The organism is Clostridium sp. OM02-18AC (assembly GCF_003481825.1).
In the GTDB taxonomy this organism is placed as follows: Bacteria; Bacillota; Clostridia; order Lachnospirales; family Lachnospiraceae; genus Brotaphodocola.
The window spans coordinates 1-26,571 of the sequence record NZ_QULW01000005.1 but is presented as its reverse complement, the minus strand read 5'-3'; the positions used below and the strand labels follow the sequence as shown (position 1 = coordinate 26,571).

The following is a 26,571-nucleotide window of genomic DNA, read 5'->3' as shown; positions in this document are numbered from 1 at the left end:
ATGCGGAGTTTTGCTCAGGCAAAACTCCTTTTTTTAAAACCTAACGCAATACAGGGAGGAAAGAAACATGGCATTGATCATTCCAGCTAACTATGATCCCCATCTCACCGTGCGTGAGACTCAGGAAGCGATCAAATATATTCGCGACACATTCCAGAAAGAATTTGGCAAAGAGATGCACTTAGAGCGCATTTCCGCACCGCTGTTCGTCACCCAGTCCAGCGGTTTGAACGATAACTTAAACGGCGTAGAGCGTCCGGTCCAGTTCGACATCGCTGCAATCCCGGGAGAGACCGTTGAGGTCGTACATTCCCTAGCAAAGTGGAAACGTATGGCTTTAAAAGAGTATGGATTTGAGCCTGGCGAGGGTCTTTACACCAACATGAACGCGATCCGCCGCGATGAGGAGCTCGACAACCTTCACTCCTGCTATGTAGACCAGTGGGACTGGGAGAAAGTCATCACCAAAGAGGAGCGCACCATTGAAACCCTCGAGGCAACCGTTCAGACCATCTTCAAGATCATCAAGCACATGGAGCATGAGGTATGGTACAAGTATCCGCAGGCAGTAAAGCATCTGCCGGAGCACATCACCTTCATCACCACCCAGGAACTGGCAGACCGCTATCCGGACAAGACGCCGAAGGAGCGTGAGAACCTCATCACCAAGGAATACGGCTGCGTCTTCCTGATGAAGATCGGTGACAAACTTGCAAGCGGCGAACCGCACGACGGTCGTGCACCGGACTACGATGACTGGCAGTTAAACGGTGATATTCTCTTCTGGTATGACCAGTTAAACTGCGCACTGGAGGTTTCCAGCATGGGTATCCGTGTTGATGAAAAATCCTTAGAGGAGCAGTTAAAGAAGGCCGGCTGCGAGGAAAGAAAGAACCTTCCATACCACAAGATGCTCTTAAACGGCGAGCTTCCGTACACCATCGGCGGTGGTATCGGACAGTCCCGTCTGTGCATGCTGCTCTTAGACCGCGCCCATGTCGGCGAAGTTCAGGCAAGCCTGTGGCCGGACGATATGAGAAAGATCTGCAAAGAACATAAGATCATTTTATTATAATTAGAAAAAACAATGGGTCGTGTGAGTTGCCGAAAGGCAACTCACACGACCCTATTAAAGTGAATCAAATTGTTATTTATTCTCAATATCGAAGATCATATCAACTCTTCTCTGGTGGCGTCCACCCTCATATTCGTTGTCCAGCCACTCATCTACGATCATCTTCGCCATCTCGACACCAACTACGCGGGCACCGAAGGTCAGGACGTTGGTGTTGTTGTGTCTGCGGGACATTCTCGCGCTGTACGGCTCGCTGCAGGTGCAGACCAGAACGCCTTTTACCTTGCCTGCTGCCAGACCGATACCGATACCGGTTCCGCAGATTGCGATGCCGTAATCCGCCTCACCGGATGCTACCGCACGTCCAACCTTCTCGCCGTATACCGGGTAATCGCAGCTTTCGCTGGAGTTGGTTCCGAAGTCGATGACCTCGTAACCCTTCTGCTCTACGTATGCCTTGATGGCTTCTTTCATTTCTACTGCGGAGTGATCATTTCCCATTGCAATCTTTTTCATAATATTATCAACCTCACTAAAAAATTAATCTAATTTTGCATTCTTTCCCATTAATAACAGATCAAGGATTGTCAGCGCCGTCATAGCCTCTACTACCACAACCGCTCTCGGCACCACCACCGGATCATGACGTCCCTTGATGGCGATCTCTACATTCTCGCCATGGTTGTTCGCTGTTTTCTGTGGCTGCGCGATTGACGGAGTCGGTTTGAAAGCCGCACGCAGCACGATCTGGCTTCCATCGCTCATGCCGCCTAAAATACCGCCTGCATGGTTGGTCTTTTTCACAACCTTACCATACGCATCGACATAAAACTCATCGTTATTCTGGGATCCAAGCGCTTTTGCTGCTGCAAAGCCATCCCCGATCTCGAATCCTTTTACGGCGCCGATGGACATGATTGCTCTCGCCAGGCTTGCATCCAGCTTATCGAATACCGGCTCGCCAACACCAACCGGCATGCCATCTACCAGACATTCTACCACGCCGCCCACGGAATCCTGTGCAGCGATCATGCGCTCTAAAAATTCTGCAGTTTCCTCTGCTGCCACCTTATCCGGCATGTTCAGGCTGTTGTTATCGCGCTCAGAAAGATCAAAGCGCTTCGGATCGATCTCAAACTCGCCGATGCTTTTCACATAAGCGGTGACCGTAATGCCATAATGAGCCAGCAGCTTACATGCTACCGCCCCGGCTGCTACCCGGGCAATGGTCTCTCTTGCGGAAGAACGTCCGCCGCCCCGGTAATCACGGAAGCCATACTTCTGTTCAAAGCAGTAATCTGCATGCCCCGGACGGTACACATCCATGATCGCGCTGTAATCCTTGGAGCGTTGGTCGGTGTTGCGCACCATCATGGCGATCGGGGTTCCGGTTGTCTTTCCCTCAAATACGCCGGAAAGGATCTCAACCTGGTCTCCTTCGTTTCTTGCGGTGGCAAATTTGCTCTGTCCCGGCTTTCTTCTATTTAAATAAGTCTGTACATCTTCCTCACAAAGCGGAAGTCCCGCCGGGCAGCCGTCGATGGTAACACCGACGCCTTTGCCGTGGGATTCTCCCCATGTCATGATACGGAAGATGGTTCCATAGGTTGATCCTGCCATAGTTTCCTCCGCTGTTTTCCCATTTTTCTTTCACACAAAGGTACAAACGCCTGACGGCCTTGCACAGTGCTGCCAGATTTTTCGTCTTAATCAGTCGTCCACTTTCACAATGATGCAGCTGTTCGGCTCGTTGCACTTGATCGCATTGGAGCTCATGATCAGCAGTTTTTTCTCGTAATCGATCTTGAAAAATGTGATGGTATTGCTCTCATGGTTGATTGCCGCAATGTGCTTATCATCCGGGAAGACTGCGATATCCTTTGGATATTCTCCGCTGATCGGCAGACAGCACATCAGGGTCAGAAGACCGGTCTTCTCGTCTCTGCTGTACATGGCCACACTCTCGTCGCCTGCATTGCTGCAGAACATATGCTTCTCATCCGGAGAGAAGCGTAACGAGCAGGCTGCTGCCAAAGAGCTGTGCTTTTCTCCCATGGTAGAAATCGTCTGGATCTTCTCCACATTCGGGACACGGTCTCCGGTCTCGTAGGTAAATACGTCAATGACATTCTTCTGCTCATACATTAAATAGAAGAATTTGCCATCAGAGCTGAAGCGCAGGTTTCTCGGTGCAGATTCCATCTCACACGGGATGGTGTCTACCTGAACCAGATGCTCGTCCTTCTCGCTGAAGCGGTAGATCTTTACCTGGTCCAGACCGGAATCTACGATCATGACAAATTTGTTATCCGGAGTACGTCTGCAGCAGGTTACATGCGGGCGAAAATTACGCTCTGCTACGCTGCCCAGTCCCTTATGGAACACACCGTCCACGATCTCACCGACCCCGCCATCCTTGCGCAGGCGCAGTACCGTTGCCTTGCCATCATGGAAACCAGACACGAATACATACCGGTCTTCCTTATCCATGGACAGGTGGCAGGCTCTCATGCCTTTGGTCTTTGCGCTGTTTAAGCGGGAAAGACTTCCGTTTTCCAGAATACGGAATGCCACAACACCCTCATCCGCAACAGAATACAGGGTTTTATTATCATTGGATGCTGTTACATAGGAGGAATTGTCCACTTCCACCTCGCAGCGCTCTGTAAATGTTCCTTTTTCCACGTCTACATCGTAAACCGTGATTCCCTTGGCTTTGCCGTTGTACGAATAGGAACCGACATATGCCATATACTTTCCTTCAAAAGCCATTGCTCTTCCTCCTGTCACGCCTTCAAGTTTCTGCGTTTTTTAACCCGGTCTGCGCATAAAATGCGCAAACGTTCCAATCGTAAACAGCATACCACACATTCTCAAAAAAATCTATTCTGAATCTATTGACATACAGATATTTTCCAGTATAATGAATCTTGCTTTGTGTTTACTAAAGCTAAACTTTAAAGTGCATTTTACATTCATTTAATATTTCTAAACTTTTCGGATAGTATTATCATGGAGGACTGTTATGGATATCGGATCAAAATTAAAGGAGATACGGACGCTAAAGGGTCTGACCCAGGAAGAACTGGCAGACCGGGCAGAGCTTTCCAAGGGTTTCATCTCCCAGCTGGAACGAAATTTAACCTCTCCTTCCATTGCGACACTCACCGACATCTTACAGTGCCTCGGCACGACGCTTGGTGAGTTTTTTAATGAGACTCCGGAGGAGCAGGTCGTATTCGGAAAAGCAGATTATTTTGAAAAATACGATGCGGAATTAAAAAATGAGATCCGCTGGATCATCCCGAACGCACAGAAAAACATGATGGAACCGATCCTCATTACCTTAGAGGCCGGCGGCTCCACCTACCCGGACAACCCACATGAGGGCGAGGAATTCGGATATGTACTGCAGGGAAGCATCAACATCCACATCGGAAGCAAGACCTACCGGGCGAAGAAGGGCGAGTCCTTTTACTTTACCCCGGACAAAAAGCATTACCTTACGAGCCGTCACGGCGCATCGCTGATCTGGGTCAGCACGCCGCCAAGCTTCTAAAGCTGACCGGAGCGAACATCGCAAAGGCCGGTAGCCCGCTTTTGAGAGGGCAGCTGCATATGCAGTCAGCCCAGAGATTGAATATCACATGTAAATGAAAACAAATGTAACCATACTTTAGGAGGAATAATGCGATGGCTCAGCCCCTGATTGACTTAGTCAACATTTCAAAAAGCTTTGACAACACCATGGTCTTAGACGACCTCAATCTTTCCGTTAAGGAAAATTCTTTCGTAACATTACTGGGTCCCAGCGGCTGCGGCAAAACCACAACCCTGCGCATCATCGGCGGATTTGAGACGGCCGACACCGGAAAGGTCATTTTCGACGGAACCGATATCAGCAAACTTCCGCCGAATAAGCGCCAGTTAAATACCGTATTCCAGAAATACGCCCTGTTCACCCACATGAACATCGCGGAAAATATCGCATTCGGCTTAAAGATCAAGGGCAAATCCAAAGCCTACATCGATGACAAGATCAAGTACGCGTTAAAGCTGGTAAACTTAGACGGCTATGAGAAGCGTACCGTAGACTCCTTAAGCGGCGGCCAGCAGCAGCGTATCGCCATTGCCCGCGCCATCGTAAACGAGCCGCGTCTTCTGCTTTTAGACGAGCCGTTAGGTGCCCTGGACTTAAAGCTGCGCCAGGACATGCAGTATGAGCTGATCCGCTTAAAGAATGAGCTCGGCATCACCTTCATCTACGTTACCCACGACCAGGAAGAAGCGCTGACCATGTCCGACACCATCGTTGTCATGAACCAGGGCTACATCCAGCAGATGGGAACCCCGGAGCAGATCTACAATGAGCCGGAGAACGCATTCGTGGCAGACTTCATCGGCGAAAGCAACATTGTCCCGGGCATTATGATTCGCGACGAGCTGGTTGAGATCTTCGGTGCCAAATTTGCCTGCGTGGATAAAGGCTTCGGCAACAACACTCCGGTCGATGTTGTCATCCGCCCGGAGGATATTGACCTGGTAGACCCGTCCGAGGGCACGCTGGTCGGCACCTGCACCCACTTGATCTTCAAGGGTGTTCATTATGAAATGGAAGTCACCACCCCGGACGGCTTCGAGTGGCTGGTACACAGCACCGATATGTGCCCGGTCGGCAAACAGGTCGGCATCAAGGTGGACCCATTTGACATCCAGATCATGAACAAACCTGCATCAGAGGATGAGGAGGCCGTAGGAGTTAATGAATAAGAAATGGTTAGCCGGACCGTATCTGGTCTGGATGGTTGGTTTCATCGTCATTCCGCTGATCCTTATCGTGTATTACGGACTGACCGATAAATCCGGAGCATTCACCCTTGCCAATGTGCTTTCCATCTCCACACCGGAGCATGTGAAGGCCCTGTGGCTCTCCCTGGGACTTTCCCTGGTAAGCACGGTGATCTGCCTCGTACTTGCTTACCCGCTTGCCATGATCCTGCGTAACCGCGGCATCGGCCAGGGAAGCTTTATCGTCTTCATCTTCATTCTTCCGATGTGGATGAACTTTCTGCTGCGCACCCTGGCATGGCAGACTCTTCTGGAAAAGAGCGGTGTGATCAACGGCATCTTAAGTGCCCTGCACCTGCCAAACCAGAACCTGATCAATACTCCGGGCGCGATCGTGCTTGGTATGGTTTATAACTTCCTGCCGTTTATGGTCCTTCCGATCTACAACGTGCTTTGCAAGATCGATGATAACACTATCAACGCGGCAAGAGACCTTGGCGCAAGCTTTACCCAGACACTTCTGTGGGTATGGCTTCCGCTTAGCGTACCGGGCATCATCAGCGGTATTACCATGGTGTTCGTACCGTCCCTGACCACTTTCGTAATTTCCAACTTACTGGGCGGCAGCAAGATCCTCCTGATCGGTAATGTCATCGAGCAGGAATTCACCAAGGGCAGCAACTGGAACTTAGGCTCCGGCCTCTCCCTGGTCCTTATGGTCTTCATTCTGATCAGCATGGCGCTGATCGCAAAATACGATAAAAACGGCGAAGGGAGTACATTCTAATGAGTAAGATCCGACAGAATTTCCGGCGTATCCTGCAGGACTTCTACCTGGTGATCATCATGGTGTTTTTGTACGCGCCGATTGCCACCATGGTGGTATTATCCTTTAACAGTTCCAAATCCCGTACCCAGTGGGGCGGGTTCACCCTGCAGTGGTACACCCAGATGTTTGCAAGCCGCAACATCATGGCGGCCCTGCAGAATACTTTGCTGATCGCATTCTTGTCCGCGCTGATCGCCACCATCATCGGCACCGCGGCATCCATCGCGATCAACGGCATGAAACAGATTCCCCAGACCATCGTCATGGGGATCACCAACATTCCGATGCTGAATGCCGATATCGTAACCGGTATCTCCCTGATGCTGGCTTTCCTTGCTTTCGGTATTTCCCTTGGCTTTAAGACCGTGCTGATCGCGCACATCACCTTTAATATCCCGTACGTGATCCTAAGCGTCATGCCAAAGCTCAAGCAGACCAACCGCTACACCTATGAAGCGGCCCTGGACCTCGGCGCAAGCCCGATCCGCGCTTTCTTCAAAGTCGTGTTCCCGGATATCTTACCGGGTGTGCTGTCCGGCTTTTTGCTGGCCTTCACCATGTCTCTGGATGATTTTATCATCACCCACTTTACCAGAGGCGCAGGCATCAACACCCTGTCCACCCTGATCTACAGCGAAGTTCGCCGCGGCATCAAGCCGTCTATGTACGCGCTCTCCACCGTGATCTTTGCGGTGGTACTGGCACTGCTGCTCATCAGCAATTTTGCACCGAAGAAAAAGCAGGAAGCCTGACACGTTTTGATTTACCAAACAAAACAGGCAGGATATCTGACCTTTTTTGATTCACCAAACACCATTTGCTGCTCTGCGAAATGTCAAACAGACAGCACACAACCACACCACTAAGAGGAGATGACTATGAAAAAAAGAGTATTTGCAATTTCCATAGCAGGTCTGACTGCCGCTTCCACTCTTCTTTCCGGCTGCGGTGCATCCGGATCTGCAGGAGGTTCCACTTCTGCTGCCAATTCCGGCAGTTCTGACGCAGGCGAGCTTTATGTTTACAACTGGGGCGAGTACATTGACGAGGATGTCATTTCCCAGTTCGAGGATGAGACCGGCATCAAGGTTATTTACGATATGTTCGAGACCAACGAGGAGATGTACCCGGTCATCGAGGCCGGCGGCGTCAACTACGATGTTGTCTGCCCGTCCGATTACATGATCCAGAAGATGCGTGAGAACGACCTGCTTGCTGAGATCAACTTCGACAATGTGCCGAATATCGACCAGATTGACCCAGCTTACATGGAAATGTCCAAGTCCTTTGACCCGGAGAACAAATACTCCGTTCCTTACTGCTGGGGAACCGTAGGCATCCTTTACAATACCAAGCTGTTAGACGAGATCGGCGTACCGGCTCCGACCAAATGGGCAGATCTGTGGGATGAGCGCTTAAGCGGCGAGATCCTCATGCAGGACAGTGTCCGCGACGCCTTCATGGTTGCCTTAAAGAAAGATGGCTGCTCCATGAACAGTGCAAATGAGGACGAGCTCCAGCAGGCGAAGCAGGATCTGGTAGACCAGAAACCGCTCGTTCAGGCTTACGTCATCGACCAGGTAAGAGACAAGATGATCGGCGGTGAGGCTGCAGTCGGTGTCATCTACTCCGGCGAGATGCTCTACATCCAGGACGAGGTTGCAAACCTGGGACTGGATTACGAACTGGAATATGTCATTCCGGAAGAGGGAACCAACCTGTGGCTGGATTCCTGGGTCATTCCGAAAAACGCGAAGAACAAAGAAAACGCAGAGAAATGGATCGATTTCTTATGCCGTCCGGAGATTGCAAAAGCAAACTTTGAGTACATCACCTACCCGACCCCGAACAAGGGCGCGTTCGAGCTGTTAGACGAAGACCTGCAGAACAACAAGGCAGTCTTCCCGGATATCGATTCCCTGAACAATTCTGAGGTTTACGAGTATCTCGGCGATGAAACCGACAATATCTACAACGAACTGTGGAAAGAAATAAAATCCAACTAAAAATAAAAGACAGAGGAGATTGAGAAAATGAAAAAAAGATGGATCGCATCTGCTGCGGCTTTATCCGCAGCGGCACTTACTGTAACCGGCTGCGGAGCTTCCGCTTCCGGCACTGCTCCGGCTGAGGGCTCTGGCTCCGGCGATGCCGGTGAGCTCTACGTTTACAACTGGGGCGAGTACATTGACGAGAGTGTCATTGATGAATTCGAGGAAGAAACCGGCATTAAGGTTGTCTACGATTTATTCGAGACCAACGAGGAGATGTATCCGGTCATCGAAGCCGGCGGCATTGCTTACGATGCGGTATGCCCATCCGATTTCATGATCCAGAAGATGCGCGAGCATGACCTCTTAGCCGAGATCAACTTCGACAACGTGCCGAACATCGACCAGATCGATCCGCTTTACATGGAGCTTTCCAAATCCTTCGACCCGGAAAACAAATACGCAGTTCCGTATACCTGGGGCACCATCGGCATCCTCTACAACAAAGAGCGCCTGCAGGAGCTTGGCGTAGAGCCGCCGACCAAATGGTCCGACCTGTGGGATGAGCGCTTAAGCGGTGAAATCCTCATGCAGGACAGCATCCGCAGTGCCTTCATGACCGGCTTAAAGAAAAACGGCTACTCCTTAAACAGCACCAATCCGGATGAGATCAACAAGGCAAAGCAGGACCTGATCGACCAGAAGCCGCTGGTACAGGCTTACGTTGTAGACCAGGTAAGAGATAAGATGATCGGCGGCGAGGCTGCAGTCGGCATCATCTACTCCGGTGAGATGCTTTACATCCAGGGCGAGGACGGCACCGACAATCTCCAGTACGTGATCCCGGAAGAAGGCACCGACCTCTTCATCGACTGCTGGGTCATCCCGAAAAATGCAAAGAACAAGGAAAACGCAGAGAAGTGGATCAACTTCCTGTGCAGACCGGACATCGCAAAGAAGAACTTTGAGTACATCACCTACTCCACCCCCAACAAGGGCGCATTCGAGCTGTTAGACGAAGATATGCAGAACAACAAGGCAATCTTCCCGGACATCGACTCCATCAAGAATGCAGAGGTTCTGAAGTACCTTGGCGACGATGTGGACGAGATCTACAATGAGGCATGGAAGGAAGTAAAATCGAAGTAATCCTGCCTTATAATATAAACAAAGACGACCGGCATACGCAACGCGTATGCCGGTCTTTGTTTATTCAGGTACTTATACTCCCATCTTTTTTAACGTATCATCAACAAACTTTTTTGCCCTCGGGATGTCACTCTCATCAATATGCTCGATAATAATCGGAATATTTGGATGATTCTTTGCCAGCCGCTGAACATACAGCGGATAGTTTAAAACTCCAAGACCCGCTCCCGGCAGCTCTACAGCACCAGCGCCACGGAAACTGTTGTGTTCTGCTGAACCACCACCAAACTTTTCTTCCAGGTTTACCGCCCGCTTACAGTCCTTTGCATGTGCAATTTTGATTTTATCATCCAGAACATGGAAAATCTTTTCAATTGTCGGATCTACATCATCAATATTTGAACCATCAAAATAATTGGTCGGATCACATAAAAGTCCTAATCCCGGATGATTCACTTCCTGCAGCAGACGTGCTACCTGATCTACGGAGCCCACAATGTTATTTACATAGTTTTCAACAAGGAATACTGCATCATGATCATATGCAAACTTCGCCAGGTCAATTGCTACTTTTTTAAATTCCTGATAAGCTTCTTCTGTATAGTTCTTAGGATCTGCCGACCAGTCACTTTCTTCATTGTATGTGCCGGTCTCACTAACTACGTAAGGTGTACCAAAATCTCTGGCGTGTGCCAGAATTTCTTTTACATAATCAATATTCTCCTGGCGTTTTTCCGGATCCGGGTGCACAAGGTTTGTATAAGCAGAAATCGCTACGATCGGAAGATTGGCATCACGGAATGCGTCTCGAACCTGATTGGCTTTTTCTTTTGTGATATTGCCTCTGGAAAGGTCAATATCTTTGAATTCCAGGTCTAACTGCACGCAACTCATTCCATCCTTTTTCGCACGTTCAATCGTTTCTGCCAACGTATATGGATAATATCCTGTAAAAATACCAACTGAGATCATAAAAAACTCCTTTCCCTGTCCGTTTCAACAGCATCATACATTCCATCTGCTATATTACAATTACGCATTCAGAATCTGGTCCAGATAAATGGTTTTCTCCTGTGCAATGGACTGATAACATGCCTCTACGCATGCAAGTGTCTTCACGTTATCACGTGCACTGATTTCCGGATCTGTTCCCTTTTCTACTGCACACAGCAGATTTGCCATCGTTCCAACAAAAGCATCCGGGAACCACTGTGTCGTCCACTTTGGTTCAATCCACTGGTTCGGATAAGATTTACATGCAAGCTTCAAGGTACTGCCGCAGAATTCCGGAGCCCGCTTATGCCAGCCAAATTCTCCCTCTGCAAACCCTTCTGTGCCCTCTACCCGCCAGTTAATGTAATTGTGTTTCTCACACGGCTCTTCCGGCCATGCCCAGACATCATCCAGACTGGTTGCCATTAGCCCGTCCTTATACTGATAAGTATACTGTACAATTCCATCCGTGTGTTCAAATTTGGTTCTCGGATCGGTTCGGCATAATGCTGTTATTTTTTCAGGATCACCAAAGAGATAACGGAAAATATCCAGATGATGAACGGCCATCGCATAAATCTCCAGTTTATGATATTTCTGTAAAAACGTCTGCCAATCCGGAATGGCACGCATATCGATAGAAGCAATAACCGGTTTTCCAATCAATCCCTTATCCAAAATTCGTTTCAATGCGCGCATAGACTGATCATAACGCATATTGGAATTCACAGCGATCGGAATTCCAGCTTCGTCTCCCAGCGAAACAATCCGTCTTGCTTCTTCCAGGGACATCGCAATCGGTTTCTGGCACAAAATACCTTTTACATGATCTGCTGCATGTCTGCAGATATATTCAACGATATCCGGCTGTACATGCGGCGGAACTGCAATATCAATAATTTCTATGGATTTATCATCCACCAGTTCTTTCCACGTCGGATATACTGTCTGAATCTTATGTAATGCAGCTACTTCCTTACTCTGTTCCTGATCCAGCGAAGTAATGGCAACCGGATTAAAGCCGGCTTTTCGATAAGCTTCCAAATGACAATTTCTCACAATAAAACCGGCTCCAATAACACCAATCCGGTAATCAAGACGCTTTGGCATTTCCGGCAGTGTCGCCAGTTCCAGTTCCCGTTTGATTTCCTCCATGTTCTGTCCCCCTTTTCCTTTATAAAGCCGGAACCTCATTTTCTGATATACGTTTTCTACGCTCTACATATGCAGGAAGAATGGTAACATCTTCTTCCGTAAACCAGGCAAACGGATCTGTACTGCAGGTCAGGGCGAAATTCGCCCAGGCATTTAATGATCCGGAACGAATCACAACTTTTGCCTTTGGTGCAATTTTTTCCACAAGCTGCTCATGCGGAATTCCTTTAAAAACCGCACCGGATCCCGTATAGATTTCCTGGATATCCTGATACAATGCAGGATGATGTGTCTTTACCTCCGGTGCAAATGCTACTTCCTCCACAAAAATTTCCTTACGGAGCATCCTTAAAATATCAAGCACATCGACTGCTCCTGCATAATATCCCAGGTCAATGCGATTTGCATCTTTGGGTATCGGAAAACCTGCATCTGTTACAAGAATAATATCTGTATGTCCACATGTAGCAAGTGCTTTCGCTAATTCCGGGTGTAGAATACGTCCTGGTCTCATTATAGCATCTCCTCTCCAAATTGTCAGACAGAATGTATCTTTATAAATTCATCCACTTCTTTTGCAGTGTGATAGGACGGTACTGTTTCCCATTTTGTACAGCAAAGACCAGCCACGGCATTTGCATACGCTACCGCATCCTTCATGGAAGCTCCGTCTGCCAGTGCAACGGTTAAACCGGCATTAAAGCTGTCTCCAGCACCATTCGAATCCACAACATCAATTTTATAAGAGTCAACGTGGGCGCTTTCTTCCAATGTATGAATATCCACTCCATCTCCGCCCAAAGTCATGATCACCTTCTTACATCCAGTCTGCAGCAGTTTCGTTGCAACCTGCCTGTGGGTCAATGGTGCATCCGGCAATTCTCCAATTGTAATTCTCGCCTCTGTTTCATTCGGGGTAATGATGTCAACAAAACTCAAATCACGTCCCATCAGATTTACTGCCGGTGCCGGGTTTAAAATAGTCGTCTTCCCCAGCTCTTTCGCCCGCTTCAGTGCATACAATGCAATGTCGATCGGAATTTCCAACTGGGTCAGAACAACATCTGCATTCTGAATCTGATCGATATGGGCTTCAATGATCTCTTCAGAAATCAGTTCGTTTGCTCCCATTGCAACTACAATCACATTATTCGCTTTTACATCTTTCACAATAAAACCGACCCCTGTCGGTTTTTCGTCTGTGATCAGAATGCCCTCTGTATGTACCCCCTCCTGTTTCATAAGGTTTACAAACTCATGTCCAAACGGATCATTCCCTACCACACCAATATAACCAACCTCTGCACCAAGGCGTGCAGCCTGAACTGCCATATCGGAACCTTTGCCGCCATAAGTTTCCCGGTAATCATAGCCAATTAAAGTCTCACCTAGCAGCGGGATTCTGTCTGATGTCATGACTAAGGCCTTTGCATAACTTCCAATGATACATATCTTCACTTCCGTTCCACCTCCGTCATCCGAAATGTAAAGTTTTAATATGCATTAATATCTCCTACAAGCCCGTCTACAATAGCCGGACCGGAACTGGTACCCACAAGTTCCGCACCTGCTTCAAACATTATTTTCATCTTTTCCAGGGTATTTACCTTACCGGATACTTTGACACGGCATGGAAGTGTAATGTTTTCTTTCAGGATTTTCACGTCCTCAGCAGTAGCCGGGCATCCGCCGACGCCCCAGCCGCTCGACTGTTTTACCCAGTCAATTCCTGCTTCACACGCAAGCTGTGCTGCTTTTTTCTTTAATTCCGGGGTCGTAATATAACCAAATTCCAACATTGCTTTTACAATGACACCACTCGCATGCGCTACTTCAACAATCTGGCGCATTTCCTCAAAATATGCTTTTTCTTCCCCACCTAACAGCAGACCCGGGTTCGGCGGAAAATCAAACTGGTCGACACCGGTTTTGATCATTTCTTTCAATGCTGCAATCTTCATAGGTAATGTATCATTCGCAATTGGAAAATTCAGCGTCGATGCAACCTGAATTCCGGTTCCTTTTAAAACATCTTTTGCCAGTTCGATATAGCACGGTGCAACCATTGCTGCCTGAAAATCATATTTCATGCATGTTTCCAGATGTTTCAGCATTCCATCTCTGGTAAGGTTTGGATTTACATTCGTGTACTGAATTGCTTTCGCCACCTGCCGCTTATCATTAAAATCAATCATACCGTTTCTCCCTTCTTTTGACGTTTCATGAATCGTTTCATGGTTTTATGATATACTATCACCATCAAAATTACAATAGAATGTTTTCATAAAAAAAAGAAGAAATATTCAGCATTATCGCTAAATACTTCTTCTGTATCTTCTCATCTTGTCGTCCCAACGAAACAATTACCATGATCCATTCGCAGGAGTCATGATTTTACTTTTTATATGTTTCTCCATATTGATCAATGCTTCTTCTTCCGATATTTCGCCATATAAAATCCGATTAATCTCATGCGGAATGATGCGCGTATAAAGTTCGTTTTGCTGATAATCCTTCAACATTGGGGAAAAACGCCGTTTTCTGCTTTTTTCATAACTTTCCGGAATCTGCTTTTTCCACGGATAAATTTCTTCCATATCCGACCTCTGATAAAAGCTTTTTCTAACGGTTGATCCTCCGAGTAAAGATAACGGAATGCTGTTATATTCACTGCATACCCATTTCAAATATTGAAAAGCTTCTTCCTTTTGGTGTCCATGCTGATTCAGACCCAAACTCCAACCGCCAAGCACCGATACTCCTCCTGGAATCATAATACTGCCAATATTTCCTGCCACTTTGGATTTCGTATAATCATTGATCCGCATCGCGTGGGAATCATAAAATACAGCCATTGCTGTATCCCCTTTGCAATATTCTTCCACTGCGGCATCCCAGGAATTTATGTTTCTGTCCGGATTTGAATATTGAAAGCTTTTTATATAATTTCTCAAAGCAGTCACTGCATTGGGACTATGAATCGTCAGGTTTCCATCTAAATCGAAAATATCTGCACCATACGACCAAAGACGGTTCAAAAATCCAATCGTATTATAAATATTCTCTCCCCTGACAGAAATGTTTCCATAATGTACCGGAGACTTTGAATTAAAACTTCTTGTAAAAAACTCAGAAACAAGATTATATTGTGCCCAACTTTCCGGCAGACATAACTCCTGACCATAATTTCTGAAAAACTGACGTTTCAGCGCAGCATCTTCAAACAGGTCTTTTTGATAAAGTAATATCTGGGTACCTGACATAAACGGCAATGCATACAGTTCATTTTCATACATTCCATATTCTCGTACCATTCCATCAATAAATCCGTCCAGATACTCCCGGTTATTTCGGAATTGATCAGTTAAGCAGGCAATTCCACCGCTCTTAGCAGCTTCTTCCACCCAGGATATATCAATCATAAAACCATCATATTCACTTTCCTTTTCTCTCGCACTTCTCAATATCAGAGTTTCCAATTCTTTATATTCCAGCAGATCTATAAAAATCCGGATCCCCGTATTTTTCATATACAGATCAGAATACATCTGTAAACCTCTTGCTGCCGGGGAATCATATAAAGCAAATTTCAAATGAACATTCTCTTTCTTCTCTAACTGAGGCAGTGCCTCTTTATATTCGAAAGTCCCCGTAATATTTTGTGTCAGATACTCATGTGTATACGACTGTTCCAATGCATCCATCAAACGGTCCACAGCCCCTTGCGCAACTACATTTTGAGAGACATTCGCACAACCGATGCTGCAAGTGTTTTGCTCTGCCCATTGACTCTCCTTACAGCAGAAAATAACAACATCTTTTCGGTCTAATAATTCAAGTGCGCGTTCAATTCCAGCTTCAATTTCGCTATTGCTTGCGATAATTCCCCTTACTTCCGGATTTTGATGTAAAAGTTCATATGCAGCCTGAAACGCCCGTTCCCTGCTGTCTACAATTTTTGTATAGTTTGTAAGCTGATAGGAATGTACGTATTCTGTTGCATATAAAAAAAATTTCATAGAATCAAATATAAATCCTATATTCTGTATTCCAAGCTGCAGCATTTTTTTATAAGCCTGCTCAACAGCAGGACGATAATCAATCTGGATCAGATCTCCTGTATACCCAGATAATGGATATTTCGTAATAATCACATATGGAATTTCTTTTTTCTCTTCCGGAATGGTAAGCTGCTCTTTGGCGGGTGAATACCAGATTATTCCATCTACACATTGTTCCACACACTGCATCAGACTTTTCTTTTCTAAAAGCCAGTTATTATTACTGATTTTAAGTATCAGTCCATATCCTTTTTCTCTAAGAAAGTTCTCCAGGCTGGAAAGAAAGTGTGCATGATCTGACTGACATACTTCTGGCATAATAACGCCAATCAACTTACTTTTTGTATTTTTCAGGCTTCGTGCATTGGCATCTGGCCGATAAGATAATTGATTGATTGCATTTTCTACCCGCTCAATTAATTCATCGTTTGATGTTTTTCCATTTAAAACATTCGAAACCGTTCCAACTGAAACTCCGGCTAACTTTGCTACTTCTTTTATCGTCGCCATAAAAACTCACTCCTTGAATCTTTTCCGCTCTATTTCATGAGTTGTTCTGTGATATCCGCATAGGTTATTCGATGCACATTTCCCATATAATCTGAAAAATATATATGGCTGCATTAACATTATTTATAATGTAGCATGCAGCCATGTTTTAATCAATTGAATTTTCGTTATTTATGATTTCCACGCCTTAGATCAGTGCCAGCGTCTTCAGCACATACAGCCAGAACGTCAGGGAAAATGCACTTCCCAGCGTAGTAATTGCCACAATGCTGGAACTTAAAACACCACTGTGTCCCATATTCCGTGCCATCACATAACTGCTGACCGTCGTGCTGGAACCCAGCATAACCAGGATTGCGATAAGTTCTGCTTCACGGAAGCCCAGAAGTACAGCCACTGGAAGAAACAGCGTGCACAGACCAAACAGCTTCATAAAGCTTGCCACGAATGCTGGTCCCATACCGGTTTTCGCCTCACCCCAGTTAAAAGCAGCGCCCATCGTCATCAGACCAAGAGGCGTCGTCAGACTGCCAAGATTGGAAACCGTCTTTGACAGAATAGTCGGCATCGGAAGCCGGAGAAGTGACCATAACGCACCAGCCAGAATCCCCAGGATAATCGGATTGGTCACAATTCCTTTCAGTGTCTTTTTGAGCAGTTCCGGACTCATACCGTTCTGCCCCGGCTTTGTAAAGGAAAGAACCAGAACCGCCATGATATTATAAAGCGGCACACTGCCGATGATCATGAGCGGTGCCATACCAGAATTGCCATAGATATTGGTGATAAACGCAATTCCTAAAATTGCCGCACTGCTGCGATAAGCGCCCTGGATGAATTCGCCCCGCTGGGACTTATCTTTCAGCGCCATGGACATCAATGCTACAAGGGAAATGCTAAGCAGTGTCGCCATAAAACAAAATGCCACAAACTTTCCATCCCATGCCTTAGAAAAATCCTGTTTTGCCAGATCTCCGAACAGCAGCACCGGCAAGGTTGCCTTAAACACAAACTGGTTCAGCCCATTGATCATGTTTTCTTTTAAAAGTCCCACTTTTCTGAAAAATACGCCCAGGACCATAAGCAAAAAGATTGGTATGGTCGCATTCAGACTAAATATCAGATTATCCATGTACCTCATTTCCTCCCATTTCCAATTGTAACGTTCTCTTTGTGTAAACTTCCATTTACCGTTACCTATTATAATCTTGACCAATACAATTGACAAGCGAAAAAGGCGCTGCAGGGAACAACTTCCCCGCGGCGCCTTTCTGGCAGTAATCGGACATTACATTTGTTGCATTCTTCTGTTTTACACGAATCTTATTTAATGAAGCTTACATGTTTGCAGATCTCTTCGATCGCTTTTTCTTTTCTCTCGTTGAAGACTACCTTGTTCTCCTCGAACAGGTTGCGTCCCTCGGTATCGATGGATACGATCAGCGGACCAAACTCTTTGACACGGCAGTGCCATAAGGTCTCCGGCATACCCAGATCTCTCCACTCAGCTTCCATGATCTCCTCTACCTCGGTAGCAGCTACAACTGCATTGCCGGCCGGGAATACACAGTGGATTGCCTTGTAATTCTTGCAGGCATACTCGGTATTCGGACCCATACCGCCCTTGCCAATGATCACTTTTACACCGGTCTTCTCTACAAATTCTTTCTCGAATTTTTCCATACGCATGGAAGTAGTCGGTCCTACAGAAACCATCTCAAACTTATCATTCTCAAGCAGGCGGATGATCGGACCTGCATGGAAAATTGCAGCATCACGTACATCAACCGGCAGCTCCCGGCCCCCTTCTACCAGACGGCGGTGTGCAACGTCACGACAGGTTGTCATACTTCCGTTTAAGTAGATAATATCGCCAATATGAATGTCTTTTAAATCCTCCTCAGAAATCGGAGTCGTCAAAATTTTCTTTCCATCTTTCATTTCCAGCATTATAAAGTCACCCCCGAATGTGTAGTAATGGTATAGTTCAGATCCTTATCAAAGATGATGTGTCCGCGGCGGTGGGACCAGCATCCTACGTTGACAGCCACACCAATGGTGGATGGATGTCTTGCAGTGTTCTCGATATGTACGCCCATAACGGAGTACTTACCGCCCATACCCTGCGGTCCAAGACCTATCGCATTGATACCGTCTTCCAGAAGTTTCTCCATGGAAGCTGCGCGCTCGTTCTCGTTGTGGCTTCCAAGCGGACGCATCAGCGCTTTCTTGGAAAGCAGAGCTGCGGTCTCTACGGAAGTTGCAACACCAACACCAACTAAAAGCGGCGGGCATGCGTTTAAGCCATAGGAGGTCATAACATCCATAACGAAACGGGTAACACCCTCGTAACCTGCGCCTGGCATCAGAACCATTGCTTTACCCGGAAGGGTGCAGCCGCCGCCTGCCATGTATGCGTAGATCTCGCACTGGTCGCTGTTTGGAACGATATCCCAGAATACCGTCGGAGTTCCCTTACCTACGTTCTTACCGGTATTGTACTCATCGAAAGTCTCAACGCTGTTGTGACGGAGCGGTGCCTCGAAGGTTGCTTTCACAACGGCTTCCTTTAACAGCGCCTCCAGCTCACCGATTAACGGGAAGTTGGTGCCGCATTTTACCCAGAACTGTAACACACCGGTGTCCTGGCAGCTTGGACGGTTCAAGGTCTTTGCCAATACCTGGTTCTTCTTCATTGTTTCATAGATTACTTTGGACAGTGGGCTGTCCTCCTTCTCTGCCAGCTCGTCTAACTTGGCAATGATGTCATCCGGCAGCACTTTACCGATATAGGACACGAAGTTCGCCATATACGTGGTAAGCTGCTCAACCTGTTTTTCTTTGCTGCTCATCGTTTTATTCTCCTTTCTTTGTAAAGCGTGAATTCATGTGAATATGTTGGGTTTATCATTTCTGGCAACTGCAATCTTGCGATTGCCTGGCACATATGCATGACAATCGCAGTTTGCGCGACAATCGCAGTTTGTGCAACAGTTGCGGTTTATGACAATTCCGTTTACGGGAAAAACGGAAATGCAATCGGTAAAATCACCATGCTGACAATCGTCGCAATGACGATCAGCGGCAGTCCGGATTTGACATAATCCATAAAGGTATATCCTCCGGCTCCCACCACCATGGTGTTTGCAGGCATGCCGGTCGGGGTTGCATAAGCGCAGGAACCGCCGATAACGCAAGCCATCAGAACTGCTCTCGGATCCGCGCCCATTCCCTGGGCAATGGAGAGGCAGATCGGAACCATAAGGGCTGTGGTCGCTGTATTGGACATGAAGTTTGTCATGATACAGCAGAGGATGAAGACCACAAAGGTAAGAACATAAGGGGATGGGCTTTCTCCCAAAGCACCCATGACCGTTTCCGCGATCATGGCACCCGCTCCTGTCTGGCATAAGGCAGATGCCAGGGACAAGGTTCCGCCAAACAGGAAAATGGTTTTTAAGTCGATGGATTTTAATGCATCTTTCTCGGAGATGACTCCGGTCAGGATCAGCGCCAGTGCACCCACACATCCGGAGATGCAAAGCTTGATGCCGATCTTCTTTTCAAAGATCATGGCAAGCAGGGTCAGCACCAGGATCACCAGAGATAACGTCTGCTTCCACTTCGGTACATCGTCAAAGTTCTTGGTGTCATCGAAGGTTCCGCCGTCTCCGCTTACCTTCTTATTAGGAAGGAACCGGTAACCAACCGTTGCGTAAAAGAGGATTCCGCAGATCAGGATTGGCATTCCGACAATGGCATACTCAAAAAATCCGAAGCTTAAGTTCATCTCCTCCAGCGCACTCTGGGCGATCAGGTTGCCCGGCGCACCGATCAGGGATAAGTTTCCTCCCATCGCTGCTGCAAATACCAGCGGCATCAGCAGTCTGGAACGGGAATACCCGGATTTTGCTGCAATTCCGATCACCACCGGGATCAGCACTGCAGCGGTTCCTGTGTTGGAAAGGACACCACTCATCAGTCCGACGATCACCATGATGGCAATGATCAGCATCTTCTCTGTCTTCGCAAACTTTGTTACAATTCCACCGATTTTATTCGCCATGCCGGTCTCAAAAAATGCTCCTCCGACAATAAACATGGCAACGAATAAAATGACGTTGCTGTCGATGAATCCGGCAAATGCCGTCTTAACATCTAAAACCCCAGTCACGACCAGTCCACAGCAGACGATCATGGATGTCACTCCAAGCGGTATCTTCTCAAATACGAACATGACTACCGCAAAGAGAAGAAACAGTAATGTGATTGTTGTTGGATTCATACTTACCTCCCATACTCTTCAATGCATTCTTCGTTCAAGAATTTCTGTTACAGATGCATGAAACATAAGAGCAATAAGGCGGCCGTGTTATTCCCTGTTGTTCATGATTCGATTATATCTGGTGCACTTTCATTTGTACATTTACTAAAAGTGATGTATCCATAAAAAAAGATTATTTTACTCGTCTTTTTTCGTCACATTCTCCTAGTTTTATGCTATAATTTCAATCAATAAACACTGTTTTTTGGTGTATTTTTCCCAATAACCCCCCATTCTCAAAAAGGTGAAAAAAGGCATCCCATGAAAATTGTCCAGTTAGAATATTTTTGTGCTGTAAGTCAATGTCACAGCATTACCCAGGCTGCCCAGAAGCTTTATGTAACACAGCCCGCGATTTCCAATGCAATTAAGGAACTAGAAAAAGAATTCTCTGTCAGTCTCTTTGTCCGCTCCAAAAACCATATGACACTGACAACAGAAGGCGAACTTTTTTACCAGAAAGCCAGCGAGCTTCTGGATTCCGTAAAGCAGACAACGCAGCAGTTTTACGACCTTGGCAAACAGATTCCTCCGATCCGTATCGGGATTCCCCCTCTTTTGAGCACGATTTTTTTCCCTGATATCCTGATTGATTTTCAAAAAAAATACCCGGACGTTCCGGTAGAACTATTTGAATACGGCTCCATACGGGCTGCCTCCCTGGTACAGGATGAAAACCTGGATCTGGCTCTGGTGAATCTTCATTTTTATGATATTGACAAAATGAATTCCCTGCTTTTGCAGACAGAACATCTGGTATTTTGTGTCTCCAGGGATCATCCTCTTGCAAAAACAAAGGAATTGTCGATTGAAATGCTGGAAAATGAACCGATCATCATGTACAATACCGATTCGGTTCAAAATGCGAATCTGACTTCCCGCTTTGAAAATGCAGGCATCAAACCCAATATTATCATGCATGCAAGTCAGCTCTATACGATCGAACGGTTTTTACGAAACGGGAACTGCGGAGCTGTCCTTTATTCTTCCCTGGTAAAAAACATGTCCGGGATCAAAGGAATTCCGATCACACCGATCATCCAACAGGAAATCGGCATTGTATGGAAAAAGGGGAAATATCTCAATGGAAGTGTGGAAAAATTTTTGGATTTTATGAGAGAACAGCAAAAGACCGGCAAATAAATCAACAAAACACAACCATATTGCTGTTATGGCAGACAGAACGAAGATTACTGTTTGGGCAATGCATGACCAATAACGAAAGAAAGCCGCAGGGGAAACCTCTCCTGCGGCCTTTTTCTATCATAAGAATCGAATTTTTATGGTTTTGAATTCCGGATTAGCCAAAGTATCTCTTTAACAGACCCTCAAATGCTCTTCCGTGTCTTGCCTCGTCTTTTGCCATCTCATGAACAGTGTCATGGATTGCATCAAGATTTGCAGCTTTTGCGCGCTTTGCCAGGTCAAACTTGCCCTCGGTTGCACCGTGCTCTGCAGCAACACGCATCTCCAGGTTCTTCTTTGTGGAATCGGTTACGACCTCGCCCAACAGCTCCGCAAACTTTGCAGCGTGCTCAGCTTCCTCGAATGCTGCCTTCTCCCAGTAGAGACCAATCTCCGGATAGCCTTCTCTGTGGGCAACTCTTGCCATCGCCAGATACATACCAACCTCAGAGCACTCACCCTCGAAGTTTGCGCGAAGATCAGCTAAGATATCCTCGCTGACACCCTGTGCAACGCCTACTACATGCTCAGCAGCCCAGGTCATCTCACCTTCCTGCTCTTTGAACTTGGAAGCCGGTGCCTTACAAACCGGGCAAAACTCCGGTGCAGCCTCTCCCTCATAAACATAACCACATACAGTACAAACCCATTTCTTCATAACTCAGATCTCCTTTTCTTAATATAATGTGTGATATTCTAACTTGTGTTCCTTTATTAATATTAGTAATTGTTACTGATATTAATTTAGCACAGGTCGCCGCGTTTGTCAACACTTTTTTTATAACAATTTCGCCCTTTTGACTTACTGTGCAATATTGTTAAAATACATACTGCTCCAGCCGCCCAAACGCCTCTTTCACTCTGCTCAGCGGCAATGCCAGATTCATCCGGATATGGCACGGTCCATGGAACGGGCGACCATCCTGCCAGATCACCCCCACTTCCACCCCGGCTTTTAAAAGTTCATCGATACTTTTCCCATGCTTCTCGCACCACGTTGTGCAGTCCAGAAACAGCATGTAAGTACCTTCCGGTTTTGATACTTCGACTCCGTCAAAATGTTCCTGAATAAAATTGCAGGCGAATTCTGCGTTCCCGGTCAGAACCTGTCGCAGCTCATCCACCCACTCATAACCTTCCTGCTTGTATGCACCGATCAGGGCATGCATGGACAAGACATTCATTTCATTATAATGCGACAGAGAGGACTCTTTCAAAATCCGCTCCCGCAGCCAGTCATTGTAAATAATATGATAGCTTCCCACAAGTCCCGCCAGGTTAAATGTCTTGGACGGCGCATACATGGCAACGGTACGGTTTCTGGCATCTTCACTGACCGACTGAGTTGGAATATGTTTGTGTCCTTCCAGAATCAGGTCCGACCAGATTTCATCAGAAACCACATAAACATCGTGTTTCTTGTAGATTTCCATGGCTTTCTCAAGTTCCCAGCGTTCCCAGACGCGGCCACACGGGTTATGCGGAGAACAGAATACCGCTGCATGAATATGATTTTCCACAATTTTCTGTTCCATGTCCTCGAAATCCATACGCCAGATGCCGTTTTCATCCTTTACCAATGGCGAATGAACAATATGATATCCGTTATTCTCAATACATCTGGTGAAACCGATGTAGGTAGGGGAATGCAGAAGTACATGATCGCCCCGTGAGCACATCACGTTCAGAGCACTGACTACGCCGCCCAGAACCCCGTTTTCATAACCGATATGCTTTGGCTCCAGCCCGGTTACCCCATTTCGTTTCTCCTGCCACTGGATAATGGAACGATAATATTCTTTTGTCGGAGTGAAATAACCGTAAGCCGGATGCTGGACACGCTCCATCATAGCTGCCGGTATGGTTGGCACCGTTGGGAAATTCATATCTGCCACCCACATCGGAATGCGGTCAAAGCCCGCTTTTACCTGCGCTCCCGGAATCGGGATCTGATCTGCCGCGATGGAATCTCTTCCTGCACGGTCCATAATGGAAGTAAAATCGTATTTCATAGTTTTCTTTTGTCCTTTCGTTCGTATCATAAATCTGATTTCATTTTACTGCGTTCTGCAATAATCTGCAATCATTGCCGGATTTTTCTGATAGAAAGCTTTCTGATAGAAACACCATGTATAATTTTTTTCTTTCTGCGCAGAATGATTCCTGTAAGGAGGGAATCTCATGAACAACAAAGCTATGGATTGCACCGCGCTGACACTTACCATCATCGGCGCCGTCAACTGGGGACTGATCGGATTTTTTAACTTTAATCTGGTTGCATTTTTGTTTGGCAGCATGACCTGGATTTCCCGGATCATCTATGCCCTCGTCGGTCTTTGTGGGTTATATCTTATTAGTTTCTATATGAAAATCGGAGAGGTGGAAGCGTGAATGCGCTTCCACTTTTTTTCTGCTTATGTTATGATAAATGTAGATTCACAGCTTCATTTCCCTTGAAAAGTTACTAAGAAAGTGAGCAATCTATCATGAAGATCACATACATAAAACACAGCGGCTATCTTCTGGAAACAGACCAGGCACTGCTGCTTTTCGATTTCTGGAAAGGCACCCTGCCGCCCCTGGATCCGGCGAAAGACCTGTTTGTATTTGTCAGCCACCGTCACGAAGATCATTTTAATCCGAAGATTTTTGATCTGGCTGCCACCCATCCAAACATTCACTATGTCCTCTCTGACGATATCTGGCAGAACAAGGTTCCAGAACATCTGCATGGCCTGACCTGGTTTGTGGATCCCGGAAAGATCCGGGAATTCAAAGAGGGAGGCGGTATCCGCATTACTGCATTTAAGTCTACCGATGAAGGGGTTGCTTTTGTTGTGGAGACCGGGATTTTTTCTCCCGGCACCAATTCAAGCACAGATTCTGGACTGGGACCAAAAATTGCTTTGACAAATCAGGAACACTTCACCATCTACCACGCCGGTGACTTAAACAACTGGCGCTGGAATGGAGAACCGCTTGCCTGGAACAATAACATGAGCACCAACTACCGCCGGGAACTGGAAAAGATCAAAGCAGCCGGGTTTCATCCGGATGTCGCCATGGTTCCATTAGATGGCCGGCAGGAAGATTTGTTTTACCTGGGACTTGATGATTTTATGCGTACAGTCGGCGCAAAGATGGTATTTCCCATGCACTTCTGGGAAGACTTTCGCATGATTGACCGGTTAAAAGAGATGGAATGCAGCGCCAGTTACCGAAATCGCATCGCAAACCTTACAAAAGAAGGGCAGAGTTTCTGGTATCCAGAGACTTCGTCTGATGGTGAAGCAGGAGTTCTCTCATGATGACCAGGCACCCTATACCCGGAATGCTTCCAGATTCACAGGCTGATCGTTCGGATCATGCTTTTGCCAACATTTCCACCACGGATTCAACACAAAACACAAAATCCGGAGCTGAACTCGCTCTCGCGCAGGAAATCCTGCTGCTTGCCATGAAGGCCGGACAGATCCAGCTGGAAAACGGAGCGGAAATCTTCCGCGTGGAAGATACGATCATGCACATCTGCCGTGCCTACGGACTCCACTCCGTCAACACATTTGTCTTAAGCAATGGAATCTTTGTAAGCTGCGGAGATGAAACAGAACCTCAGTTTGCAAAAGTCCAGCAGATTCCGGTGAACAATACCAATCTGCGCCGGGTTGCAGAAGTCAATCAGCTTTCCCGCCGGATTGAAGAAGAAAAGCTCAGTCTGGAAACCGTCCGCCAGGAGCTGAAGCGCATCGAGGAACAGCCTGGCTTTCCTGCTGCCCTGCAGATTGCAGTGGCTGGAATTTCCGGTGCATGCTTTGGTGTCATGTTTGGCGGAACCCCACGGGATTTTGTTTGTTCGCTTCTCATCGGAGGCCTTTATCAGGCCTATGCGCTGTATCTGGGCAATCCGCATTTTAGCCGGATCGTACGAAGCATTCTCGGCAGCGCATGGATTACCTTTTTGTGCATTCTCTGTTACCGGTTCGGTCCTGGGCAGAACTTCGATGCCATGATCATCGGCGGCATTATCCTGATGGTGCCGGGCGTTGCCTTTACCAATGCCATCCGCGATATGGCTGACAGCGACTACATTGCCGGTTCGGTCCGCATGATGGATGCCATACTGGGATTTTTCTGCATTGCGATCGGAGTTGGCTTTGTGATCGCACTGTACGGAATTCTGGCGGGCGCTCCGCTGCTTCCCTGAATACTTCAAAGTGTTCCAGATTGCTTCTGAACTATCCTGATCGCTTCAAAACGTTCCGGACTGCTTCTTCTGAACTGTCCTGACCACTTCGAAACGTTCCAGATTTCCTCATGATGTTCCAGACTGCATTCCCGGCTTAGGATAACAAGCGGGAATCCTCGGTTATTCAATTGCCGAGATGAAAGCGTCTGAAACGCAAACGAAATCGAAAGTTTGTTCGATTTTGCTTGCGTTTCCTTCCGTATGACAGTATACTATGTGTATGAAAGAAAAATTAATACATTCAAGAACTTGTGTATACAATATC

26 protein-coding genes are annotated in these 26,571 nt (G+C 46.9%); 11 read left to right on the top strand and 15 right to left on the bottom strand.

The window, feature by feature from the left end; all coding sequences use genetic code 11:
- Positions 1-67: 67 nt before the first annotated feature.
- Positions 68-1,075 carry an aspartate--ammonia ligase gene (gene asnA / locus DXB18_RS04930; protein WP_118706341.1) on the top strand — a complete coding sequence of 336 codons (1,008 nt, stop codon included), beginning with the start codon at positions 68-70 and terminating at the stop codon, positions 1,073-1,075.
- A gap of 72 nt (positions 1,076-1,147) precedes the next feature.
- Here asnA and rpiB read toward each other — a convergent pair whose 3' ends face one another.
- The 3 genes from rpiB to DXB18_RS04915 all read right to left on the bottom strand — a co-directional run bounded on the left by rpiB (position 1,148) and on the right by DXB18_RS04915 (position 3,847).
- Entirely contained in the window at positions 1,148-1,591 is a 444-nt protein-coding gene (rpiB, locus tag DXB18_RS04925; protein ID WP_118706339.1) for a ribose 5-phosphate isomerase B, read from the bottom strand.
- A 24-nt stretch (positions 1,592-1,615) separates the two neighbouring features.
- Positions 1,616-2,695: a chorismate synthase gene (gene aroC, locus DXB18_RS04920; protein ID WP_118706337.1), complete on the bottom strand. Its 1,080-nt coding sequence runs from the start codon at positions 2,693-2,695 to the stop codon at positions 1,616-1,618.
- Positions 2,696-2,785: 90 nt separating this feature from the next.
- Positions 2,786-3,847, bottom strand: coding sequence for a beta-propeller fold lactonase family protein (locus tag DXB18_RS04915; protein ID WP_118540342.1), 1,062 nt, complete (start codon positions 3,845-3,847; stop codon positions 2,786-2,788).
- Positions 3,848-4,100: 253 nt separating this feature from the next.
- Between DXB18_RS04915 and DXB18_RS04910 the strand changes: the two genes are divergently transcribed.
- From DXB18_RS04910 to DXB18_RS04890, 6 genes are all read left to right on the top strand, one after another.
- On the top strand, positions 4,101-4,634 hold the full coding sequence (locus DXB18_RS04910) for a cupin domain-containing protein (RefSeq protein ID WP_118540343.1): 534 nt from the start codon (positions 4,101-4,103) through the stop codon (positions 4,632-4,634).
- Between the two features lie 134 nt (positions 4,635-4,768).
- Positions 4,769-5,845: an ABC transporter ATP-binding protein gene (locus tag DXB18_RS04905; RefSeq protein WP_118540344.1), complete on the top strand. Its 1,077-nt coding sequence runs from the start codon at positions 4,769-4,771 to the stop codon at positions 5,843-5,845.
- Entirely contained in the window at positions 5,838-6,650 is an 813-nt protein-coding gene (locus DXB18_RS04900; RefSeq protein ID WP_118540345.1) for an ABC transporter permease, read from the top strand. The genes DXB18_RS04905 and DXB18_RS04900 overlap by 8 nt, the downstream gene beginning before the upstream one ends.
- The gene (locus DXB18_RS16510) at positions 6,650-7,444 is read left to right on the top strand and encodes an ABC transporter permease (RefSeq protein WP_243103169.1); all 795 of its coding nucleotides are present in this window, start codon (positions 6,650-6,652) and stop codon (positions 7,442-7,444) included. Before DXB18_RS04900 ends, DXB18_RS16510 begins: the two co-directional genes overlap by 1 nt.
- 126 nt (positions 7,445-7,570) lie before the next feature.
- Positions 7,571-8,698 carry an ABC transporter substrate-binding protein gene (locus tag DXB18_RS16505; RefSeq protein WP_243103166.1) on the top strand — a complete coding sequence of 376 codons (1,128 nt, stop codon included), beginning with the start codon at positions 7,571-7,573 and terminating at the stop codon, positions 8,696-8,698.
- A gap of 27 nt (positions 8,699-8,725) precedes the next feature.
- Positions 8,726-9,832 carry an ABC transporter substrate-binding protein gene (locus DXB18_RS04890; protein WP_118706335.1) on the top strand — a complete coding sequence of 369 codons (1,107 nt, stop codon included), beginning with the start codon at positions 8,726-8,728 and terminating at the stop codon, positions 9,830-9,832.
- A 72-nt stretch (positions 9,833-9,904) separates the two neighbouring features.
- Here DXB18_RS04890 and DXB18_RS04885 read toward each other — a convergent pair whose 3' ends face one another.
- The 10 genes from DXB18_RS04885 to DXB18_RS04840 all read right to left on the bottom strand — a co-directional run bounded on the left by DXB18_RS04885 (position 9,905) and on the right by DXB18_RS04840 (position 20,836).
- Positions 9,905-10,804, bottom strand: coding sequence for a sugar phosphate isomerase/epimerase (locus DXB18_RS04885; RefSeq protein WP_118540349.1), 900 nt, complete (start codon positions 10,802-10,804; stop codon positions 9,905-9,907).
- A gap of 60 nt (positions 10,805-10,864) precedes the next feature.
- Positions 10,865-11,980 carry a Gfo/Idh/MocA family oxidoreductase gene (locus DXB18_RS04880; RefSeq protein WP_118706333.1) on the bottom strand — a complete coding sequence of 372 codons (1,116 nt, stop codon included), beginning with the start codon at positions 11,978-11,980 and terminating at the stop codon, positions 10,865-10,867.
- 19 nt (positions 11,981-11,999) lie between these two features.
- Positions 12,000-12,494, bottom strand: coding sequence for a D-ribose pyranase (gene rbsD / locus DXB18_RS04875; RefSeq protein ID WP_118540351.1), 495 nt, complete (start codon positions 12,492-12,494; stop codon positions 12,000-12,002).
- 23 nt (positions 12,495-12,517) lie between these two features.
- Positions 12,518-13,438 (bottom strand): ribokinase, encoded by a 921-nt coding sequence (locus DXB18_RS04870; RefSeq protein ID WP_118540352.1) that lies wholly within the window; start codon positions 13,436-13,438, stop codon positions 12,518-12,520.
- Positions 13,439-13,473: 35 nt separating this feature from the next.
- Entirely contained in the window at positions 13,474-14,175 is a 702-nt protein-coding gene (deoC, locus tag DXB18_RS04865) for a deoxyribose-phosphate aldolase (protein ID WP_118540353.1), read from the bottom strand.
- Positions 14,176-14,343: 168 nt separating this feature from the next.
- The gene (locus DXB18_RS04860) at positions 14,344-16,551 is read right to left on the bottom strand and encodes an extracellular solute-binding protein (protein ID WP_118706331.1); all 2,208 of its coding nucleotides are present in this window, start codon (positions 16,549-16,551) and stop codon (positions 14,344-14,346) included.
- A gap of 187 nt (positions 16,552-16,738) precedes the next feature.
- Positions 16,739-17,683, bottom strand: a complete 945-nt coding sequence (locus DXB18_RS04855) for an AEC family transporter (protein ID WP_118706329.1) — start codon at positions 17,681-17,683, stop codon at positions 16,739-16,741.
- Positions 17,684-17,874: 191 nt separating this feature from the next.
- Positions 17,875-18,501 carry a L(+)-tartrate dehydratase subunit beta gene (gene ttdB / locus DXB18_RS04850; RefSeq protein ID WP_118706327.1) on the bottom strand — a complete coding sequence of 209 codons (627 nt, stop codon included), beginning with the start codon at positions 18,499-18,501 and terminating at the stop codon, positions 17,875-17,877.
- Positions 18,501-19,403 carry a L(+)-tartrate dehydratase subunit alpha gene (ttdA, locus tag DXB18_RS04845; protein ID WP_118540365.1) on the bottom strand — a complete coding sequence of 301 codons (903 nt, stop codon included), beginning with the start codon at positions 19,401-19,403 and terminating at the stop codon, positions 18,501-18,503. The genes ttdB and ttdA overlap by 1 nt, the downstream gene beginning before the upstream one ends.
- 164 nt (positions 19,404-19,567) lie before the next feature.
- Positions 19,568-20,836: an SLC13 family permease gene (locus DXB18_RS04840; protein WP_118706325.1), complete on the bottom strand. Its 1,269-nt coding sequence runs from the start codon at positions 20,834-20,836 to the stop codon at positions 19,568-19,570.
- A 300-nt stretch (positions 20,837-21,136) separates the two neighbouring features.
- On the opposite strand from DXB18_RS04840, the gene DXB18_RS04835 reads away from it, so the two are divergent.
- Positions 21,137-22,018, top strand: coding sequence for a LysR family transcriptional regulator (locus tag DXB18_RS04835; RefSeq protein WP_118540367.1), 882 nt, complete (start codon positions 21,137-21,139; stop codon positions 22,016-22,018).
- 157 nt (positions 22,019-22,175) lie between these two features.
- Here the strand turns inward: DXB18_RS04835 and DXB18_RS04830 are convergent, their stop codons facing one another.
- Together DXB18_RS04830 and DXB18_RS04825 are read right to left on the bottom strand one after the other, a co-directional pair.
- Positions 22,176-22,718, bottom strand: a complete 543-nt coding sequence (locus DXB18_RS04830; RefSeq protein WP_118540368.1) for an NADH peroxidase — start codon at positions 22,716-22,718, stop codon at positions 22,176-22,178.
- Positions 22,719-22,878: 160 nt separating this feature from the next.
- Entirely contained in the window at positions 22,879-24,072 is a 1,194-nt protein-coding gene (locus DXB18_RS04825; RefSeq protein WP_118706323.1) for an aminotransferase class I/II-fold pyridoxal phosphate-dependent enzyme, read from the bottom strand.
- Between the two features lie 169 nt (positions 24,073-24,241).
- Here DXB18_RS04825 and DXB18_RS04820 point away from each other — a divergent pair, with 169 nt between their 5' ends.
- The 3 genes from DXB18_RS04820 to DXB18_RS04810 all read left to right on the top strand — a co-directional run bounded on the left by DXB18_RS04820 (position 24,242) and on the right by DXB18_RS04810 (position 26,264).
- Entirely contained in the window at positions 24,242-24,451 is a 210-nt protein-coding gene (locus tag DXB18_RS04820; protein ID WP_118706321.1) for a DUF378 domain-containing protein, read from the top strand.
- Positions 24,452-24,546: 95 nt separating this feature from the next.
- Positions 24,547-25,368 carry an MBL fold metallo-hydrolase gene (locus tag DXB18_RS04815; protein ID WP_118706319.1) on the top strand — a complete coding sequence of 274 codons (822 nt, stop codon included), beginning with the start codon at positions 24,547-24,549 and terminating at the stop codon, positions 25,366-25,368.
- The gene (locus DXB18_RS04810) at positions 25,365-26,264 is read left to right on the top strand and encodes a threonine/serine exporter family protein (protein WP_243103164.1); all 900 of its coding nucleotides are present in this window, start codon (positions 25,365-25,367) and stop codon (positions 26,262-26,264) included. The genes DXB18_RS04815 and DXB18_RS04810 overlap by 4 nt, the downstream gene beginning before the upstream one ends.
- Positions 26,265-26,571: the final 307 nt, after the last annotated feature.